Annotated in this window: 15 protein-coding genes; 7 read left to right on the top strand and 8 right to left on the bottom strand. The window is 41.9% G+C overall.

Annotated elements, in window-relative coordinates; translation table 11 throughout:
* Positions 1–71: 71 nt before the first annotated feature.
* A complete protein-coding gene (locus FHS10_RS03020) occupies positions 72–2,252 on the bottom strand; it encodes a TonB-dependent receptor family protein (protein WP_259087567.1) in 2,181 nt (726 codons plus the stop codon).
* A 101-nt stretch (positions 2,253–2,353) separates the two neighbouring features.
* Positions 2,354–2,905: a hypothetical protein gene (locus FHS10_RS03015; protein ID WP_259087566.1), complete on the bottom strand. Its 552-nt coding sequence runs from the start codon at positions 2,903–2,905 to the stop codon at positions 2,354–2,356.
* 592 nt (positions 2,906–3,497) lie between these two features.
* Between FHS10_RS03015 and FHS10_RS03010 the strand changes: the two genes are divergently transcribed.
* The 3 genes from FHS10_RS03010 to FHS10_RS03000 all read left to right on the top strand — a co-directional run bounded on the left by FHS10_RS03010 (position 3,498) and on the right by FHS10_RS03000 (position 6,194).
* Complete coding sequence (locus FHS10_RS03010) at positions 3,498–3,677, top strand: helix-turn-helix domain-containing protein (protein WP_259087565.1); 180 nt, start codon at positions 3,498–3,500, stop codon at positions 3,675–3,677.
* A 238-nt stretch (positions 3,678–3,915) separates the two neighbouring features.
* Positions 3,916–5,853 carry an alpha-amylase family glycosyl hydrolase gene (locus FHS10_RS03005; protein WP_259087564.1) on the top strand — a complete coding sequence of 646 codons (1,938 nt, stop codon included), beginning with the start codon at positions 3,916–3,918 and terminating at the stop codon, positions 5,851–5,853.
* Between the two features lie 149 nt (positions 5,854–6,002).
* Positions 6,003–6,194: a cold-shock protein gene (locus FHS10_RS03000; RefSeq protein ID WP_090652398.1), complete on the top strand. Its 192-nt coding sequence runs from the start codon at positions 6,003–6,005 to the stop codon at positions 6,192–6,194.
* A 294-nt stretch (positions 6,195–6,488) separates the two neighbouring features.
* On the opposite strand, the gene FHS10_RS02995 is transcribed toward FHS10_RS03000, so the two are convergent.
* Positions 6,489–7,349 (bottom strand): sigma-70 family RNA polymerase sigma factor, encoded by an 861-nt coding sequence (locus FHS10_RS02995; protein WP_259087563.1) that lies wholly within the window; start codon positions 7,347–7,349, stop codon positions 6,489–6,491.
* 332 nt (positions 7,350–7,681) lie between these two features.
* Positions 7,682–10,174: an AsmA family protein gene (locus FHS10_RS02990; protein WP_259087562.1), complete on the bottom strand. Its 2,493-nt coding sequence runs from the start codon at positions 10,172–10,174 to the stop codon at positions 7,682–7,684.
* A 489-nt stretch (positions 10,175–10,663) separates the two neighbouring features.
* Here FHS10_RS02990 and FHS10_RS02985 point away from each other — a divergent pair, with 489 nt between their 5' ends.
* Positions 10,664–11,236: a contractile injection system cap protein gene (locus FHS10_RS02985; protein ID WP_259087561.1), complete on the top strand. Its 573-nt coding sequence runs from the start codon at positions 10,664–10,666 to the stop codon at positions 11,234–11,236.
* 29 nt (positions 11,237–11,265) lie between these two features.
* Here FHS10_RS02985 and FHS10_RS02980 read toward each other — a convergent pair whose 3' ends face one another.
* Positions 11,266–13,107: an alkaline phosphatase gene (locus FHS10_RS02980; RefSeq protein ID WP_259087560.1), complete on the bottom strand. Its 1,842-nt coding sequence runs from the start codon at positions 13,105–13,107 to the stop codon at positions 11,266–11,268.
* A 284-nt stretch (positions 13,108–13,391) separates the two neighbouring features.
* On the bottom strand, positions 13,392–14,423 hold the full coding sequence (locus tag FHS10_RS02975; protein ID WP_259087559.1) for an LLM class flavin-dependent oxidoreductase: 1,032 nt from the start codon (positions 14,421–14,423) through the stop codon (positions 13,392–13,394).
* A 157-nt stretch (positions 14,424–14,580) separates the two neighbouring features.
* Between FHS10_RS02975 and FHS10_RS02970 the strand changes: the two genes are divergently transcribed.
* Positions 14,581–15,018 (top strand): hypothetical protein, encoded by a 438-nt coding sequence (locus FHS10_RS02970; RefSeq protein WP_259087558.1) that lies wholly within the window; start codon positions 14,581–14,583, stop codon positions 15,016–15,018.
* Positions 15,019–15,055: 37 nt separating this feature from the next.
* Positions 15,056–15,808 carry a DUF72 domain-containing protein gene (locus FHS10_RS02965; RefSeq protein WP_259087557.1) on the top strand — a complete coding sequence of 251 codons (753 nt, stop codon included), beginning with the start codon at positions 15,056–15,058 and terminating at the stop codon, positions 15,806–15,808.
* 5 nt (positions 15,809–15,813) lie between these two features.
* Here the strand turns inward: FHS10_RS02965 and FHS10_RS02960 are convergent, their stop codons facing one another.
* A complete protein-coding gene (locus FHS10_RS02960) occupies positions 15,814–16,182 on the bottom strand; it encodes an iron chaperone (RefSeq protein ID WP_259087556.1) in 369 nt (122 codons plus the stop codon).
* Between the two features lie 127 nt (positions 16,183–16,309).
* On the opposite strand from FHS10_RS02960, the gene FHS10_RS02955 reads away from it, so the two are divergent.
* Positions 16,310–16,696 (top strand): putative quinol monooxygenase, encoded by a 387-nt coding sequence (locus tag FHS10_RS02955; RefSeq protein WP_259087555.1) that lies wholly within the window; start codon positions 16,310–16,312, stop codon positions 16,694–16,696.
* 123 nt (positions 16,697–16,819) lie between these two features.
* Here the strand turns inward: FHS10_RS02955 and FHS10_RS02950 are convergent, their stop codons facing one another.
* Positions 16,820–18,175: a DUF2142 domain-containing protein gene (locus FHS10_RS02950; protein WP_259087554.1), complete on the bottom strand. Its 1,356-nt coding sequence runs from the start codon at positions 18,173–18,175 to the stop codon at positions 16,820–16,822.
* Positions 18,176–18,292: the final 117 nt, after the last annotated feature.

Raw genomic sequence — 18,292 nt, 5'->3', positions numbered from 1 at the left:
AGGATTTTTGAAGCAAGGTCTTTTATCCAAAAATCCTTGCTCCTTTGTCCAAAAGTCTAAAAGTCTTTTATTTATAGTTTGATACCAAAGCCTACGTTAAATGTACGGCCATCGGCAGGAAGGATGCCGGGGCCGGGGTACATGTTAATGCGGCGGGTAAAGTATTTGGCGTTTGCTATGTTATTGATATTTGCGCTGATGTGGTAGTTTTTAAGGAAGCTGTAGTTAAATGCCCAATCAAACACATGGTAGCCGGGTACCACGCCTGTGGCACCGGTTGCATTGAATACCGTGTTGTTGGCATCACTGAAGCTTTTGCTGGTGTAACTTAACTGCAGTGTGCTGCTCACCGGACCGCTTAAAAACGTAAAACCACTACGGTTAATCCAATCCGGTACGTTCTCTAAATGATTACCCACAAGGCTGATGTTTTTACCAGATGCATTGATAGCCCCGCTAATGTAACGGCCATGGGTATAAGCCAAAGAGTTAAATAAACGGATATCGCTGCCCGCGTGCGAGTCAAATGAGCGTAGCAGAGATACTTCGGTATAAGCCTCGATACCTTTTGCTGTACCGTTACCAATGTTGGTTAAATACAAATGACTTACGTTTTGAGCGTCAACCTGGGTTAAAGTGCCCGCACGATTGTTGTAACGCACGTAAAAGCCACCTATATCATAATTAAAAATGTAGCTGATGTGCCCGCGATAACCCAGATCGAAGCTGTAGCCACGGCTATCTTTAATGTTAGGGTCAATAACGGTTAGGTTATCTGCCGGAGTAACGGCCGCGTACAAATATGGGCGATACGCTTGCGACGCGTTGGCATATAACTGGCTGCCATTGTTAAACTGGTATTGCAAACCGGTGCCAAACAGCGGGAAATTACGGTTGCCTTTGTAACCAACCGGAACGGCACCGTTGCTGATAAAGCCCGAAGTAGTTGAGTTGATCACCTCGTACCTTACACCCGGGGTTATGGTAAATGCCGGTGTAACCTGGAAAATATTTTCGGCAAAGGCTGCAAAATTGAACGAGTGTAACCTTAAGTCGATGGCATAAGGTTTTACCAGGCTCAGGTCAAAATCAGATGCAATGGTACCTACGCCTTTTTGTTTGCGTTTGGTAGTTTCCTCAAAATAGCGTATACCTGTAGTAAAAGTACTCTTCAGGTCGCCCAATTTATAAGCGTGCAGTAAATGGGCTTCAGTAGTAAAACCGGCATAGTAATCCCTATCTACCTGGCGTGGGTTAAAGGTTTTCAGGCTGGTGTTAACCGTATCCTTGATGTTGGGCGTGTTAATAAACTGCACACTGTTGCGCTGGCCAATCAACGCATGCGAAGTAACCTCCAGTTTTGTATTTGGGTTGAAAGCATAGTTGAATATTAATGCCGGGATGTTGATCTCGGGGTTGAAAAAATTACGCGCCCTGAACGATTGGCGGTTGTTCTCGTCAAATTGCGCATCTGTTAAACCGCCGGCAATCTGCTGAACATAGTCTGATCTTGAAAATTGGAACGCGATGCTGCCTTTACTGTTAAACTGGTATTTAATGTTTGCATAATAAGAATGATAATCAAACGCCGCGTCTGGTCGCCAGCCATCGCCCCTGCGGGTAGAATAAAAGGCATAATAACTTACCTTGCCAACTTTACCGCCAACGGCATTGTAAGAGTTAAAAAAGTTGTTTGATCCCGCGGTTTGCTCGCTTTCAAAGCCAAAAACTTTGGTACTGTCGCCCTCTTTGATCTTGTAATTAACCATCCCTCCAAACTGCGGACCGAACTGTAGCGCAGCCGAACCGCGTACATATTGAATTTCGGCAACTGCCTGGAATGGTACATTGTAATGGTTTTCAGGATAGCCAAACGCGTCTGAATTAGTGTTATAACCGTTCTGGCGCATATTCATTTCAATAGAACGGTGCGGATCGGTACCGCGGGTGCCAATGTTTAATTGCAAACCGGCACCATCCATTTCCCATACATTAAAGCCCGGTATTTTGGCTAAAACCATGCGGGCGGTATTATTGGCCAGGTTGGCTTTGCCAGCATCCGGGTACGTTACAAATGTTTTTTTGCCGGCAAAAATATAAGTGCCCTGCACATTAGGAAGGTGTTTTGCACGGCCTTCTTCAATAATTACGCTATCAAGGTTTAGGGTATCCTTTACGCTTTTTTGTGCCTGGGCAAAACCCGATGCAACAGTAAACAGGGCAAGGAGAGATATTCTATAAAAATTATTCATCAGTTTTAAGTTAAGAGCTAATACTTAGCTGCACGGCAAAACATAGTAATGCCGGTTAGCAGCGCTGTTTAATCAATGCATTAATAAGATAAGGTATTTGATCAGGCAGCAAGCTCTGGCGGTCGGCCATCTGTTGAGATAAATGGCTGGTCGATATTGATGATAATAGGAGTGCGGTAGTTTTGGATAATAAAAAACTGCGGAACAAAGCTATAAGCTATTACCGGGTTATTGTAGTTATTGTCGATCCCCGATTTTTTGCCCGACGATTCATGCGATTTTTTGCTTACCGGGATATCGTTAAGCTGTTTGGCATTAATTACGTTTTGGGTAAGTAATTTGGTGGTCTGATAATTGGGGATACATTGCACGTACAAGGTATCCTGGGTAACCTTAAGCTTTACATAATTATAAGCAACACCCTTTAATTGTATTTGTCCCGATACCTGCGCATACGATTTCCAATTTTGGATTTGCGGCATTTGCTGAGGTACCTTAATCTCGATAAGATTGGCGTTGTCATAAACACCTTTGCTGATTTGCTCGGCGGCAAATTTATCCGATTTATAAACCATGTATTGATTCAATAGCATATATCCACCTAAATTAAAAAGGTGGGCAATGAGCAATACAATGGCAAAGGTTTTTTTCAATAATGGTTCTAAATAGCTACAATGCTAACTATAATTTTCTAATTATCCTATCAGAATAGCAAAGATTTGACTACTGCTTTAACTCTGTATAAATTCTGTTTTTTTAAATCGAATGTTATATTTATTTGGATTGAATCTAAATAACAACTTACTTTGCGACAGCTATTAATCAAATGTTCACTATGAAGAAATTTTCGCAAAAAATTACGCTGTTAATTATATTGAAGGTAAGGGCTCTTTTCTTACAGCCTGTCAGCTATCCGGTTATTCGTTATGCAATAATTGCGTAAGTGGATTTAAATAAAAAATACCCGGCGTTCCGTCGCCAAACATCACACCGGGTTAATGTTAACAGATCCTCGAATCAAATTAATCATTTTATCAAAATTATGTATTCTTCCCGATTAATCAGTCAGCCATTATCCACAAAAACATCAAGTCCAAATAAACCATTTGATTCGGTCGACACATCAATGTCCGATGGCAGCTTTAACAATAACAAACGTGTTTGATTAAATGTGATCCTGCCATGTATCATCAAATCAATGAAATAAAATTAAGGCCTATTTCAGAGGTCATTTTAAAATATTTAATGGATAACCGCAACCCGGTAGATGCGGAACGCATTTGGCTGGATATTAAAGCCGACGGCGCACCATTTAGTATTGGTTCTGTTTATGGTCATTTAAACAAATTGGTGTACGCCGGGCTGGTAGTGAAGGTACAGGGTGCATCTAACAAAAAAGCGCTGTATCAATATGCATCGCATTGATAACTTTAACCCGCAAATCATTGATTCGTGGTCAGGGTGAGCAAACACAACTGTTAGCCTTTTTCCGCCCAAACAATATCTTGTTTCTTAAAACCTAAATATATACTTTTGTAAACGCCTGATATTCATTGTGTATTTCTTTCTTTTTATACTGATGAAATTTTATTTTGAGTATTCCTGTACTTAAATAGAAAAAACCGGCTATTTTTATAGAACCAATTTTATAAATGCAAAATATATGATAATCAAAAATGTTTACTTTTTGGCGGTCACCTTGTTGGTGATTGGATCTGCTTCATGCAAGAAATCTTCTCCTGTGGATAATTCCGGGAACGTTCCCGGAGATACTACCACGACGGTGACCGGGGGGAAAGACTTACCCGCCGGGGCTGTTGATGGGGTTACTTATATCAACTCCGGTAAATCTGTTATTCTTAATTTGTATGCACCCTCAAAAACGTCGGTAAGCGTAATAGGTGATTTTAACAGCTGGACTGTTGATGCCAAATATGCCATGAATCATACTAAAGATGGTAAACGCTGGTGGATACAGATTGATGGCCTGGACCCTAATACCGAGTACGGCTACCAATACTTTATTGACGGCACCCTGCGCGTGGCCGATCCATATACCGAAAAGGTGCTCGATCCGGATAACGATAGCTACATAGGTGCCGATACTTACCCCGGCTTAAAAGCTTACCCAACCGGCAAAACCACCGGTAATGTGAGTGTACTACAAGCCAACCAGCCGGCTTATACCTGGAAAAACACTTCATTTACCCGTCCGGATAAAAAGAACCTTGTAATTTATGAGTTACTGGTACGTGACTTTACCGCGGCACATAATTATCAAACTTTAAAGGATACACTTAACTATCTGTCAAATTTGGGTGTTACCGCTGTTGAGTTGATGCCTGTTAACGAATTTGAGGGTAATCTTTCATGGGGTTACAACCCATCATTTTATTTTGCACCCGATAAATATTATGGTACTAAAAACGCTTTAAAGGCCGTGATTGACGAGTGCCACTCAAGGGGCATAGCCGTTATACAGGATATTGTGCTTAATCACTCTTTTGGTCAATCGCCAATGGTACAAATGTATTTTGATAAAACTGCCGGTAAACCAACATCAGATAATCCCTGGTATAATGTTAATCCTACACACCCTTATAATGTAGGGTACCAGTTTAATCATGAAAAGGCCGAAACTAAATATTTTGTAAAAAATGTACTTAAATTCTGGATGCAGGAGTACAAAATTGATGGTTTCAGATTTGACCTTTCTAAAGGATTCACGCAGGTTAATTATGGCACCAGCGATGCCGCTGTAGCAGCATGGAACCAGTATGATGCCAGCAGGGTAGCCATCTGGAAAGATTACAACAACTATATTAAAAGCATAGATAACAATAACTTTTACGTGATCCTTGAACACTTTGCTGTCAACCAGGAAGAAAAGGAACTGGCCGGCGAAGGCATGATCATGTGGAACAATTTAAATTATAACGCTAACCAGGCTACTATGGGTTATAACACCGATTGGAATTTTCAGGGCCTTTTTTATGATCAGCATACCTTTACACTGCCAAACCAACTGGTTGGGTATTTTGAAAGCCATGATGAAGAACGCCTGATGTTTAAAAATGAAACTTACGGAAATTCATCGGGCAGCTACAATGTAAAGGATATTCCTACAGGTTTAAAACGCCAGGAGATGGCTGCAGCGTTCCTGTTTGCAGTGCCTGGCCCTAAAATGTTTTGGCAGTTTGGCGAGCTTGGCTACGATATCACCATTGATAACAACGGCCGTACGGGTAACAAGCCCATTTTATGGAACTATAATAGCGACCCTTTACGCAGGCATCTATATAGTATTTATGCGCAGCTAATCAAAATCCGTAAAAAGAACGCGGTATTTGCAACCACCAATTACTCTTATGATTTAGGTGGCTATATCAAAAGCATCCAGTTAAAAGATGCCAGCGCCAACGTGGTTGTGGTGGGCAACTTTGATGTGGCAGCGCAAACCGGTACCGTTACCTTCCCGTCAACGGGTACTTATACCGATGTTTTAACGGGGGCCAGCATTATTGTAGCCTCAGTTAATTACTCCATATCGCTTGCACCGGGCGAATATCACATGTATAGCAGTACCACTTTAGCCCACTAATAAAAGGGCTAACTTGCTTACAATAAAGGCCCCGGATAATTTTCTGGGCCTTTATTGTAATGGTGTTTTTTGAGTAAAAAAACTTAATTGCCTTATTTATAGTAGATTGTTGATTTATTAAGTGTAACTTCGCCTAATTAAATAAAAATATAATGCAAGGAACAGTAAAATTTTTCAATGAAAGCAAAGGATTCGGATTTATCGTACCTACAAATGGTGGTGCCGAAGTTTTTGTACATGCCTCAGGCCTTATCGACACTATCCGTGAAAACGATAGCGTTACCTACGACGTAGAACAAGGTAAAAAAGGCTTAAATGCGGTAAATGTAAAAGTAGGTTAATCAAAATAAACTATTATTATAATCGTACAAGCATCTGTTCTGAAAAGGGCAGATGCTTTTTTTGTGGAGTTAAAAGTTATGCTATAACTCCGTTATTTTTCTTAACGATGACAGTGCCACTATGTCATTGCGAGGAACGAAGCAATCTCGTCGCTATGCATATTCGCCCTATAAGGCTACGAGATTGCCGCGCTACGCTCGCAATGACATAACTTTATGTTGTCAGTTAACCCACAAAAAAAGCGCGAATAACTTTTCATCATTCGCGCTTTTTATATTTGCTGTTAAAATCGCTTAGTTCAAGTATGATTGTAACAGGTTTGATTTTGAGTTATGACGTAAGCGCATTAAGGCTTTGTCTTTTAACTGGCGTACACGCTCGCGGGTAAGGTTAAATTTCTCGCCTATTTCTTCTAATGAATGAGCGGCATAACCACCTAAACCGAAGAACAGGATAATTACTTCACGGTCACGCTCGGCAAGGATCCCTAATGAACGTTTGATCTCTTGTGATAATGAATCCATCATCAGTTCGGTATCAGTTGCAGCATCGGTACTTTGTAAAACATCAAGTAAAGTGTTTTCTTCACCCTGGATGAAAGGTGCATCCATAGAGATCTGACGGCCGGCATTGCTCAATGAATCAGCAATTTTGTCAACAGATATCTCCAGGTCCTCGGCCAGTTCTTCTGGTGTTGGCTGCCTCTCAAATTCTTGCTCTAATTTTGATGCCGCTTTGTGAATTTTGCTTAATGAACCAATTTGGTTCAAAGGTAAACGCACAATACGTGATTGCTCTGCAACGGCTGATAATATTGACTGACGGATCCACCATACAGCATATGAAATGAATTTGAAGCCTTTGGTTTCATCAAAACGTTTGGCCGCTTTAATAAGGCCTAAGTTTCCTTCATTAATCAAATCGCCTAAAGTAAGGCCCTGGTTTTGATATTGCTTTGCCACAGATACCACAAAACGAAGGTTGGTTTTAGTTAACCTTTCTAATGCGGCCTGGTCGCCCTCACGGATCTTTTGCGCCAGGATCACTTCTTCCTGGGCAGATATTAAATCTACTTTACCTATCTCGTGAAGATATTTCTCAAGTGACTGAGATTCACGATTGGTAATGGATTGGGATATTTTGAGTTGTCTCATTTTATTGAATAGATTTTTTTACAGCTATATACTTCCGATAAGATTTCACAAGGTTGGTTTAACCTGCAATAAAAAATATGATGAATTAAACGGTGCTCCTATAATTTTCTTAAAACCCGGGATATTTATAAAACGAGGGTTGGCTCTTGAAGTGGCGTTAGGACGCGCGGCATTTACAATATTGAATAATGCAGTAACCGGTAATTGTTTAATCAAATTGTGATATCTCTTAAATGGATGCACAAAGATACGGATTTAATTGCTATTATTGTGTCAAAAATACAAGTATTTGATATAGCTAAAATGAGGCTAATATAGCTTTTATTTTATAACTAATTGCTTCCTTTTTCTTCTCCTGTAATATTGTCGTTACCCTTCTTGTCTTTGTCATCTTTTTTATCCCTGTTTTTGTTCCATTTGATCTTTATTTTACCATCATCGCCATCGGCTGCTAAAATGTGCAGTACAATGCCTTTCATCCTTTTTTTATTTTTTTCGGTTTGATCAACTATCGCGGTATCACCTTTTGGGTTACGCAAGGGAATATCCAATGCTATATTGGTTCCCTTGCCCATGGAGTAAACCCCAGCCACATCCATATTAAGCACGCTTGAATTGATCTGCATAGGGCTGATGTTGATCTTATCTCCGTCTACGTCAAACTTCATGTTAAGGTTTTCAAACTTAATGTTTTTAAGATCGCGAAATGGAAACGCGAATTTGCCCACACTGGTTATCGGCGTAAAATTCAATAACGAACCTTGTTTCAGATCAACAGTAACCAAACCTTTTAATGATCGCGGCACAATATTGCCGCCGCTATTTATTTTACCGGTAAGGTGTGCCTGTGCCGATAAAAAGCCGGTTAGGTTTTTGGAGGTGAAGTTTTGCATGCCAAAATTATTAAATGCTGCAAAAAAGCCACTGGTATTCACATTGTCAATTTTTGTGTTAACGGTAAAGTCATTAACAGCGCCGCTTTGTACAAAATTGCCGTTGAGTTTTAACGAGCCGCCGGCATGTTTCACGCTCACATTATTAACCTTAATAACATTGTCGGCCATCAGGAAATCGGCAGTGGCATCTGTTGCCAAAAAGTTCTTGTAGTATACCTTATCAACCCGTAAATGAATTTCGGCGCGGCCTTTTTCAAAGGCGGTACTTAACGCGCTATTGATATTGGTTTTACCACCGGCCACACTTTTAACAGGCTCTGCCGGTTGCCTGCTGTTTAAAAAGCCCAAAAACTCGGCCAAATGCAATTGCGGGCTGCGTACCTGCCAGCTAAGCAAAATCTTTTCGGGCGCGGTGTAGTACAGGTTCAAAAAATTATTTACCCGCCCTTCCATAAATACAATGCTATTACCCGTTTGCAGGCGAATACCGTTCAGCAGCAAATCGTCGCCAGCAAATTTGATGGTGACGGCTGTGTTTTTAAAATTAAGGTTGCGGGGCACATAGCTTACGTCGGCGTTTTTTACGCTAATGGTACCCGCCAGTTTGGGTTTCGAGATTTTGTAGTTAACCAAATCGGCTTTGTAGGCCAGTTTTAAATCGGCGTAGCCTTTGGTAAACCTAAGGTCATCATCGCCAATGGCATGGTTAAGTTTGGCAATATCAAAGTGCGATTTGAAAATGCCCGTAGCCACAGGTACGTTTAAGTTGTTGATGAAAGCGGTATCTATAGTAAAGGGCACCTGTTTATACGTACCGTTAAAATGATAAAGTTTTATAACGGAGTTATCATCATTAAAGCCCTTACCGTTAACATAGTTGTTTGAAAACACGCCCTTAAAACTGCAATTTTCAATTTTATTACCGGGTATGGTCACCACATTATCTTTCACATTGGCTGTAACAAATATGGATGGATCGCCGCCACCGCCAAACGATCCTGCAATATTGCAGGTTACGGCAAAGGGCTCATCAATATTAAACTTGTTTAAGCTTTTGGTAATATTGGGCGAAAGCAGGTGTGAGGCACTTGTCCACAAAATATTATCATCGGCGATGTTTAAAACAAAATCAACATCCGGCTTGGCCAGGTTAAACTTGCCGCCAATGGTAAAAGCGTCGTCGCCAATATTTAAAACTTTTGGCGCAACGGTAATGAGTTTAGCCGGCTCATTGTAGGTAATATCAAAAGAGCCGTTGAGCTGTTTGTCTTTCATAAAACTACCTTGCCGGGTATTGAAAGCGAAACTTTTAACCAGGGTTTGCAAATCAATATAGGCATGCCAGCCTGTTGAAGGGTATTCCATTCGCCCGTCAACATCCTGTACTTCAAATTTAAACAGCTTAAAAGCTTTGCGGTCATCAACCACAAAATTCACCTTGTTAAGCGTAAAGCGTTTTATTTGGGTTGATGAGCTGCTGGTATCTTTAGGAGCATTTTTGTCTTTGGGTTTGCTTTTAAAAACAGATGTGTTGCTGTAGCCGGTGCTATCGGTAAACAAATCTATATTGGCATCGATAATATCTATTTTGGTAATTTGTACGCTGCCATGAAACAGGGCGGCGGCGTTAACAGATACAGCAAAGTTTTTTGCATCCAATAAAGTATGATGGTGCACGCTCCACTGCGCGTCTTTAATAACTACGTCTTTAAGCGTAACGGATACCCCAGGAAAACCTTTAAAAAAAGTAGGATCGAGTTTGCCTATCGTAAGCGTACCGTTCAGGTTTTTATTAAGCGCGGTGGTCATCATTTTAAGTACCTTTTCCTTGTTAAAAACAATGTACATGGTGATGCCCAAAAAGGCAACAATTACCACGGCTGCCAGAGCCCCAATTACCTTCAAAATTATTTTAATCCACTTAGGCATTGCATGTTATTTAGTGATAAAAGGGTTCAGGTGTTTATTTGTTTGATTTTTAAATATATAAACATTTTGGTTGTGAAGGAGGGAGTGGGTTTAATTACAGCTTAAATCCCTTGTTAAACAGAATAAGGTATGGTTGGGTTTTGCACCTACGGAGCAAAATACCCTGTCTTAAAATTTGCTACAAAGCTTTTGCTCCGCTGGAGCAACTTGTCATTACAACTTAATGATATAATCGATTTTAATTAAAATGACTGTCTCGTAGGGACAAAAGCTTTGTAGCAAAAAACAAAAATCTATTTTGCTCCGTAGGTGCAAAACTTCTGCATTAATATGAGATTTATCATCACCATCAACAATTCCCTTACATAACTTCTTTTATACCCAACATTCGCGTAAAACTACGCATCAACTTACGTACCCGCCCTGACTGTAAAAAATCTGTTTATTATCAATTTTACTGCCCAAGATAACGCACTAAAATTCATCAATATGATATACCAGGCTGTAAACTTTTTGGCGCAACAGTTAAACGAACACTTAACAAGTACAGACGCCAACCTGCCTGCAGATTTTACCCAGTTGCGCAACGTGGCCCATTTAAGCGATGAAGAAGTACGCAACCTGAACAACATATTGGTTACGCTGGTAAATGTATCTGAAGATAACGTGATGAAAAACATTGCCGAGAGCCTGCGTGGCAGTATCGGTAGTAAAACCGCTCCAAAATATCTCAACCTGTATGTTTTGTTCTCGTCATGTAATTACCTGTCTTACCCCGATTCATTGAAGATGCTTTCGCGGATGGTTGCCTTTTTTGAAAAGAACCCCATATTTACCAAACTGGCCGATACCGACCAGGAAGATGGTATGCCTGGTTTTAGGTTAAATGTAGATAGTTATGCCCCTGGCTTTGATGAAAGCAACAATATGTGGACAACCATGGGTGGCAAACAATTCCCGCATATGCTTTACCGGGTGCGGCTAATTGAGATCCCTAAACCGGTAAACAGCCCTAAAATGGGCATTATTAAACAGTTTGAACTAAAGGACAGGCTAAGTTAACCTGCCCTCATTGATATTATAGTACCCCGTTATTTACCTTTAATCAACGCCAGCAGCTTATTAAAGATCTCGGTGTTGTTATAAACGCCCCTAAAATCGCCGGCATGCACTCCGTAAGCAAAAACGGGTACGGGCGTGCCGGTATGGTCGTTAGTACTAAAACTGCCATGTACATAGCCATTTTTAATGCTACCATCAAGCAGGGTTAGTCCGCCCGTTTCGTGGTCGGCAGTTACAATAACCAGGGTTTCGCCATCTTCGTCGGCAAATTGCAGGGCTTTGCCAACCATCTGGTCAAAATCATTGTTTTCGGTAATTACCTGTTTAATATTGTTGGCATGGCCGCCATGGTCAATCTGCGAACCTTCTATCATCACAAAAAAGCCGTTTGGCTCATCCTTAAGTGTACTTGCCACTTTATTGAAAGCTTGTGGCAGGTAATCGCCCCGGCCATGCATTTTGGGGCGTGTTTCCTGGTCATCAACCAGGGCAAGGATTTTTTTTGATGGCGAGTTTAAAAAGTCATTAAAGCTGCGGATAACGGTATAACCTTTCTGCTGCATTTTGTCTAACGGGCTTAACCCATTTATCTTTTGCGTAAAATCTTTATAGCCCGAACCCAGGAAAATATCTATGGATGATGATGTAATATCATTAGCAATGGCCGTGGTGCTGCCCCGTTCCATTTGGTGGGCGTAAAAAGCCGCGGGTGTAGCATCGGTTAATTCGCAAACTACAATGTCTGCCGTTTTTTTGCCGGCATCGGTGCTGTAAACTGCTAATGATTTTAAGGGGTTACCTTCGGGATCAACGCCAATTGCCCGATCATTGGTTTTTTGTCCCGATGCAATAGCGGTAGCACCAGCCGCCGAATCGGTAATATAAGCGTCGGCAGCATTGGTAATGGAGAAGCCTATGTTTTGCATCTGGAAGATGTTAAGCTGTCCGCGGTTAGCCGTATAAGTAGCGTAGATCTGCGATAAACCCATGCCATCACCAATACATAAAATAATGTTCTTTACTTTTTTATTCGCGCCATCTGTTTTATAGGTGGGCTTATATATGGTAGTAGGGGCGGGCTGCACGTAGGTGTTGGTAGGTTGGGCATTCAGGAAATCGCCAAGCTCCTCAATTTTATCGGTGCCAATTACATCAACCCCTAAACGCATGAGGGCCAGCCAGCTACTTTTGGTGTCTGGTGTTTCCCAAAAACGGATCATTTTGCCTGCCTGGTGCACACTATCAATACCTGCCTTTATTTTGGCAATTTCGTCGCGGTTAAGTACTCCTTTACCGTTCCACTTAATGTATTTGCTTATTGGATAGCTTACCAGGCCAATCTTTTTCCATTGGTTAGGAGTATAGCCATCTAAATGATCAACATCAAAAGAAATCCAATCGGGATAATTATTTACTTCATCGGCTGGTGGCACCGCTCCTGTCATCACAATTGATAACCTGCCCGGGTTACCTGGATAAGAAAAATATTGCTCCAGTGGCTTAAGCTCTTTGATTACCAGTGGTAATACGGCTTTGTGGTCTTCCTTTATTTCGATAAGCAGGCGCAATTGTCTTTTTGGATCACGCTGAAATTTTTCGATCAGCGGATCGATATATAGTTTTTTTAATGAATGATTGGCCGTGATCTCCTTTTTACTGTGTGCCACTATCAATTGTCCGTTTACGGCGTAAACATCGGCCTCAATGCTGCCAAAGCCTTTTTCGTAAGCCCTAAAAAAGGGGATATTGTTTTTATAATCGTTATGCGAGTGCGCGTCTGCAACAGTATATGCCCTGGTTTGGGCTTGCGTAGCGGTATAACAAATAGTGGCGAGTGCTGATAAGGCGATAGTCCGGGTAAAGTTATTCATGCTGATGTAAAGATAAAGCAGGCAATTGCCCGCCGCTATATTAGGCAAAGAAACCTTTATGTTGTTAAAGTTAGTTTAAATAGATGTTAAGAGTATGGGAGCGGATGTAACAATCATCTGCCCTTTTCACCCTGTTATGTCGAGTGGTAAATCCGGGGCCTCTGAATGGGGGGCAAAGTGACGAAAGACTTACGAAGTTTTCAAAACTTCGTAAGTCTGGGATCTACAAGATGTTATGGGTAGGCACAAAGTACTTCCAACTCTTCTGGTGGAACGCATTAAGATTAAGCAGCAGCTGTTTCCTTCCGAATTATAGGCGCCACCTTTGTTCCGTAAATCTCAATTGCCTTCAATATCTTTTCATGTGGGGTATGGCCGGTTACCAGTTGGGCTATAAAACGGGTATTGCCAAATAGTTCATATTGCTGCATTATTTTGTCAACTGCCATTTGCACATCGCCTACAACCAGCGGGCCATCCTGGCGTAGCCATTCAAATGAATCCCTGGTCATGGGCGACCAGCCCCTGTCGCGGCCAACGCGGGTCATGAGGGCAGCGTAGGATGGGTAAAACTCATCGGCGGCCTGGTCGGCGTTATTGGCCACATAAAATTGCGATGATATGCCCAATTGCAGTTTATCTACATCGTGCCCGGCTTTGGCCGCCGACTCACGGTAGGCTTCTACAAAAGGTACAAAATGTTTGGGGTTGCTGCCCAATATGGCAATGATCATAGGCAGGTTCATGCGCCCGGCACGCAGCGCCGAAGCACGGGTACCACCAACACCTATCCAAACTGGAATGCCATCCTGCAAAGGACGTGGGTATACACCTTGTTTAACCGGTGCCCGGAATTTGCCCTGCCAGTTTACAATTTCCTGCTTGTTGATCTGCAAAAACATTTCCAGCTTTTCGGTAAACAGGGCATCGTAATCATCAAGGTTTAAACCAAAAAGCGGAAACGATTCAATAAATGAACCACGCCCCGCGATCATTTCGGCACGACCGCCGGAGATCAGATCGACCGTAGCGAAATTCTGGAAGGTACGCACCGGATCGGCAGAACTTAATACGGTTACTGAACTGGACAGTTTAATATTTTTGGTGATAGCTGCCGCGGCGGCCATAAACACCTCTGGTGCCGAGATCACAAAATCGGGCCGGTGATGTTCGCCAAAGGCAAATACATCCAGGCCAACCTCATCAGCCAGTTTAACTTCTTCCAATAATTGCTGTACACGCAGGTGCGCGTTTTTTGCATTGCCGGGTGTACCATCGGGTTCTACTTCGCCAAATGTGCTGATGCCTAATTCCATGATGTAAAAATAAGATGTTTAAACATGTAATTTATCATTGGAAGTTAAATTTACTTACAGATGATGAGTAAACTTAATATTATTATCATTGATTTTTTATACAGGTGTATCATTTTAATACCGGCGTGCGTAATGTTTATAAACCATTATTACTGTTATGAAAAATTGCCTCACCCTCAGCTTTATCGCCCTTATAATCACCGGCTTTTTATCCTGTAAAAAAGATGCTAATGCCGGTATAACCGGTAAATGGCAACTGGTGAGCGATTCAACCCACACTTCGGGCATCGGCCCAAATGGTACGCCAGGTGGAGGTACCTACGTGGGGCAGGCTACAGATAGTTATGACTTTATGGCAAACGGACAGCTCATAGCCCACGTAGCCGGTAAGGTAGATTCGGCAACTTATACCGTGCAGCCCGGAAATAAATTGCATATCAATTATAGTATAGTACATGAATTTGATGGTGCAATTCTAAAAGGTGCTTCTACTGATTTTGATCTTTCGGTACAATCATCCCACAAAGCTGTGTTAACATCGGATATAATAACGCCTGGCGGCACGATTGCGCGTATTGTGGTTTTAACAAAGTAATTATAAACAATAAGCCACCAACAGCTATTATAGCTACGTGGATCATAATACATTTTACACCGGAACAAGCGGCTTGCAAATCCCGATTCCCAAGCGCGATTTTGCCCCGGAACATCAGCAGTTGAGCAGGCTTGGCTATTATGCCACGCTGTTTAATTCTATCGAGATCAATAGTTCCTTTTATAAACTTCCCATCGGCAAAACGATAAAAAAGTGGACCGATGAGGTACCCGATGGCTTCCGGTTTACCTTTAAACTTTGGCGGGAGATTACCCACAATAAACACCTTGTCTTTAAGCCGGAGGATGTAGAGCGTTTTATGCAGGCGATAGCTAACGCCTGCGATAAAAAAGGCTCATTGCTGGTTCAATTCCCGGCAAGTATCCAGGTAAATAATTTGCACGCTTTTAGGCAACTGATCGATGTGATCCGCATGAATGATCCTGAAAAGGAATGGGATATAGCTATAGAGTTCAGACACGGCAACTGGTACCAGGAAAATGTTTACGAGCTGCTACAGCAATATGGAATGAGTATGGTGATTCATGATATGCCCGCATCTGCAACACCGCTAACAGCGATAGCCGATGATGTGGTTTATCTTCGTTTCCACGGCCCCGAAGGCGGATACCGTGGGAGCTACGCCGATGACTTTTTATATGAATATGCCCAATACATAAAAGAATGGCAGCAGGAAGGCAAAATAGTTTATACTTATTTTAACAATACTATGGGTAATGCTTTGAGCAATTTGCAATTGTTGAATAAATATGTTAATGAGTTAAATTAAATCAATTATTTCTTCTTAGGCTTGGCCATCATTTTAGCCACTCTGAACCGGGTGATCCTTTTGATAAGATCGATAGGCATGGATTGATCAAGCGGAAACTGAACCGATCCCTTGGCTCCTTTATACCCCGAAAGTTCATCCTTAAACTCTTCCAATCCGTTTGGTGTAGGGTAAAGCCCTATATGGTTTTTAAAAGCTGCAAAGTGGATAAGGTTGCCGTTAAGGGTAAAGGTAGGGATGCCATACCCTATTTTTTCGCCGGCCTCAGGAGCTTCCGAGCGGATGGCTTCCCTAACTTCCTGCAATAGCTTTTGAATATCGGCCGGAAAGCCGGCAATATATTCATCAATAGTGGTGGGTTTATCGCTTGTCATAACAGTGGTGTTGGTGATGATAAATTGGGAAATATTCTTTTACTTTCCAAATCAGGTATTCATTCAATAGGCCGAATTTTCAGCCTGTCTGGCTAAAATAGTTAACTTAGGGTAAATCTTAAAGCAGATGAAAAAGAGACTCTTTTATCTTGTTGTTTTACTGGCAGTAATTTGTAACAGGCAGGCTATGGCTCAACAAAAAAATCAAATGGTTAGGACGGCGAAGATTGAGGTTGATCCCGCGCAATTGGAGCAGTATAATGCCGCGCTTAAAGAGCAAATGAAAATGGCCGTAAGCGAAGAGCCCGGCGTATTAAGTTATTACGCGGTTGCCGATAAAGAACACCCATCGCATATCACCATCCTTGAAATATATGCCGATTCGGCCGCCTACAAATCCCATATTGAAACAGCTCATTTTAAAAAGTATAAGGCTACGGTAAAAGATATGGTTAAATCGCTTGAGCTTACCAATCTTGATATTATTGGCGTTGCCAAAAAGCCGGGTATGTAGTTGGTTGTATTGATAGTTATTTATAGTTTATGGTTAAGAGGTAAAACCCGGCTGCCTTGTTGCTTTATGGCGTGGCAAGCCAGGTTTAGGATTGTTTTGTACCTCACGGCAATTGAACCCCAACTAATAATATCTGCCCAACAATTCATGAATCATAGTTACCGCAGTATACACAGGGAATAACAATACAGTTGATAATATCACTGTTTTGAAACCCACATTTTTAAGAAAGCCGGGCTCAGCACAAAAAGCCAAAGCCAGGAAAGGATAAACAGGAATAAGGTACCTGCCCTGCATGCCACCAAACGATGTCGATGCCAACGCTACCCAGGTTACATATTGTGCGGTAATTACGGCGATGACGGTGGCAAATGAGCAAATGATCAACACGGCCCTGATCTTGATATTGCCTTTGAAGTTAATGCCTACATAGCCCGCCAGGAACAAACAAACATAAGCTGCCAGGTAATAATGACCTGGCATTTGCAGATCTAACCAGCCCAGCACACCAACAAACATGTATGCTATATTCAGCAAGCCTGCTTTATCAAAACTAAAAAACATACCAATGAATTGAAACGGCTGCTGTAAAATGTGCTGAACCTGCAGTTTGCTGTTGAGCCGCATTTCGGGTGGGGCAAATTTGATCATGAACGCGCCGTGATTGATGATGAGCCAGAAAATTAATGCCGAGAACGGGATAATGATGCCGATGGCTTTTTGTTTGGGGCTGAGTTTTAAAAACAAAAACAGGAAGGCAAAAAGGATGTACGGAGGTTTGGCCAGGCCGATAATGGCCATCAGTATGATGAGTGCAGCCAACTTTGGCTTGCTGTAAAATTTACCATCGGCAAACTCCACGCTATCTATAATGGCGGTTAGCAAAAAGCAGCAGCTTATCAGCACCGCGTCCTGACTTACAGATGCAAAAAGTGATACTGTCATCGGGAAAAGCAACACCACAAACAACAGGATCCCGCTTCGTTTGGCTAAGCACAGGGCTACAAAGCACATAGCGATAGATAGCAGGCCATTTAGGATCCTTGAAATATATAAGGTGTTTTGGATGGATAAGTTGAAAACTTTGCCAATGCCAATTCCCAACGCCTGCATAATATAAACTACGGGAGGATAAATAGCGGTATTTCCGAAGTTAAAATAGATGTTACCGGTTTTCCACTTTAGGCTTCTCGCGCTGTTGGTATTAGCCGCATTCAGTTTTACCTGGGCATTATGCTCAAGGGCCACATAAGCATGATCAAGCGCGTAAATACCTTTGTCGACAGTAAAACCTCCTTTATCGGGGTATGTTATTTTAGGATCACTTGATATGGAATCGGCTTTGGTAGGGGGATGGGCTTTATCATAGGTGAAAGCCGGTATCAACTCCAGTCGCGAAACTTGTTCGGCGCGGGCAAAATGGTTAGGCTCATCCGGGCTCTGAAAAGGTGGGGTAATTAGCGCCGTGATAAAAACCATCGGCACCGCATATAAAAGATAAATATGCGGCAACCGCTTAAGGAGGTTTTGGTATAAAACGTTAAAATTTGACATAGGCAACCGTAAACTTAACCGCGAAGCTAAACATATACCCGT

Origin of the sequence: Mucilaginibacter dorajii (assembly GCF_024808255.1) — a bacterium.
GTDB lineage: Bacteria > Bacteroidota > Bacteroidia > Sphingobacteriales > Sphingobacteriaceae > Mucilaginibacter > Mucilaginibacter dorajii.
The sequence above is the reverse complement of the archived record's forward strand: the minus strand, read 5'-3'. Positions and strand labels throughout refer to the sequence as shown.

What these genes read in the sequence shown, in the direction of transcription:
- FHS10_RS02950 (WP_259087554.1), bottom strand. Translation starts at nt 18,175, where the DNA reads ATGGTTTTTATCACGGCGCTAATTACCCCACCTTTTCAGAGCCCGGAT.
- FHS10_RS03020 (WP_259087567.1), bottom strand. Translation starts at nt 2,252, where the DNA reads ATGAATAATTTTTATAGAATATCTCTCCTTGCCCTGTTTACTGTTGCA.
- FHS10_RS02960 (WP_259087556.1), bottom strand. Translation starts at nt 16,182, where the DNA reads ATGACAAGCGATAAACCCACCACTATTGATGAATATATTGCCGGCTTT.
- FHS10_RS03005 (WP_259087564.1), top strand. Translation starts at nt 3,916, where the DNA reads ATGATAATCAAAAATGTTTACTTTTTGGCGGTCACCTTGTTGGTGATT.
- FHS10_RS02990 (WP_259087562.1), bottom strand. Translation starts at nt 10,174, where the DNA reads ATGCCTAAGTGGATTAAAATAATTTTGAAGGTAATTGGGGCTCTGGCA.
- FHS10_RS03010 (WP_259087565.1), top strand. Translation starts at nt 3,498, where the DNA reads ATGGATAACCGCAACCCGGTAGATGCGGAACGCATTTGGCTGGATATT.
- FHS10_RS02975 (WP_259087559.1), bottom strand. Translation starts at nt 14,423, where the DNA reads ATGGAATTAGGCATCAGCACATTTGGCGAAGTAGAACCCGATGGTACA.
- FHS10_RS02985 (WP_259087561.1), top strand. Translation starts at nt 10,664, where the DNA reads ATGATATACCAGGCTGTAAACTTTTTGGCGCAACAGTTAAACGAACAC.
- FHS10_RS02970 (WP_259087558.1), top strand. Translation starts at nt 14,581, where the DNA reads ATGAAAAATTGCCTCACCCTCAGCTTTATCGCCCTTATAATCACCGGC.
- FHS10_RS02955 (WP_259087555.1), top strand. Translation starts at nt 16,310, where the DNA reads ATGAAAAAGAGACTCTTTTATCTTGTTGTTTTACTGGCAGTAATTTGT.
- FHS10_RS02995 (WP_259087563.1), bottom strand. Translation starts at nt 7,349, where the DNA reads ATGAGACAACTCAAAATATCCCAATCCATTACCAATCGTGAATCTCAG.
- FHS10_RS02980 (WP_259087560.1), bottom strand. Translation starts at nt 13,107, where the DNA reads ATGAATAACTTTACCCGGACTATCGCCTTATCAGCACTCGCCACTATT.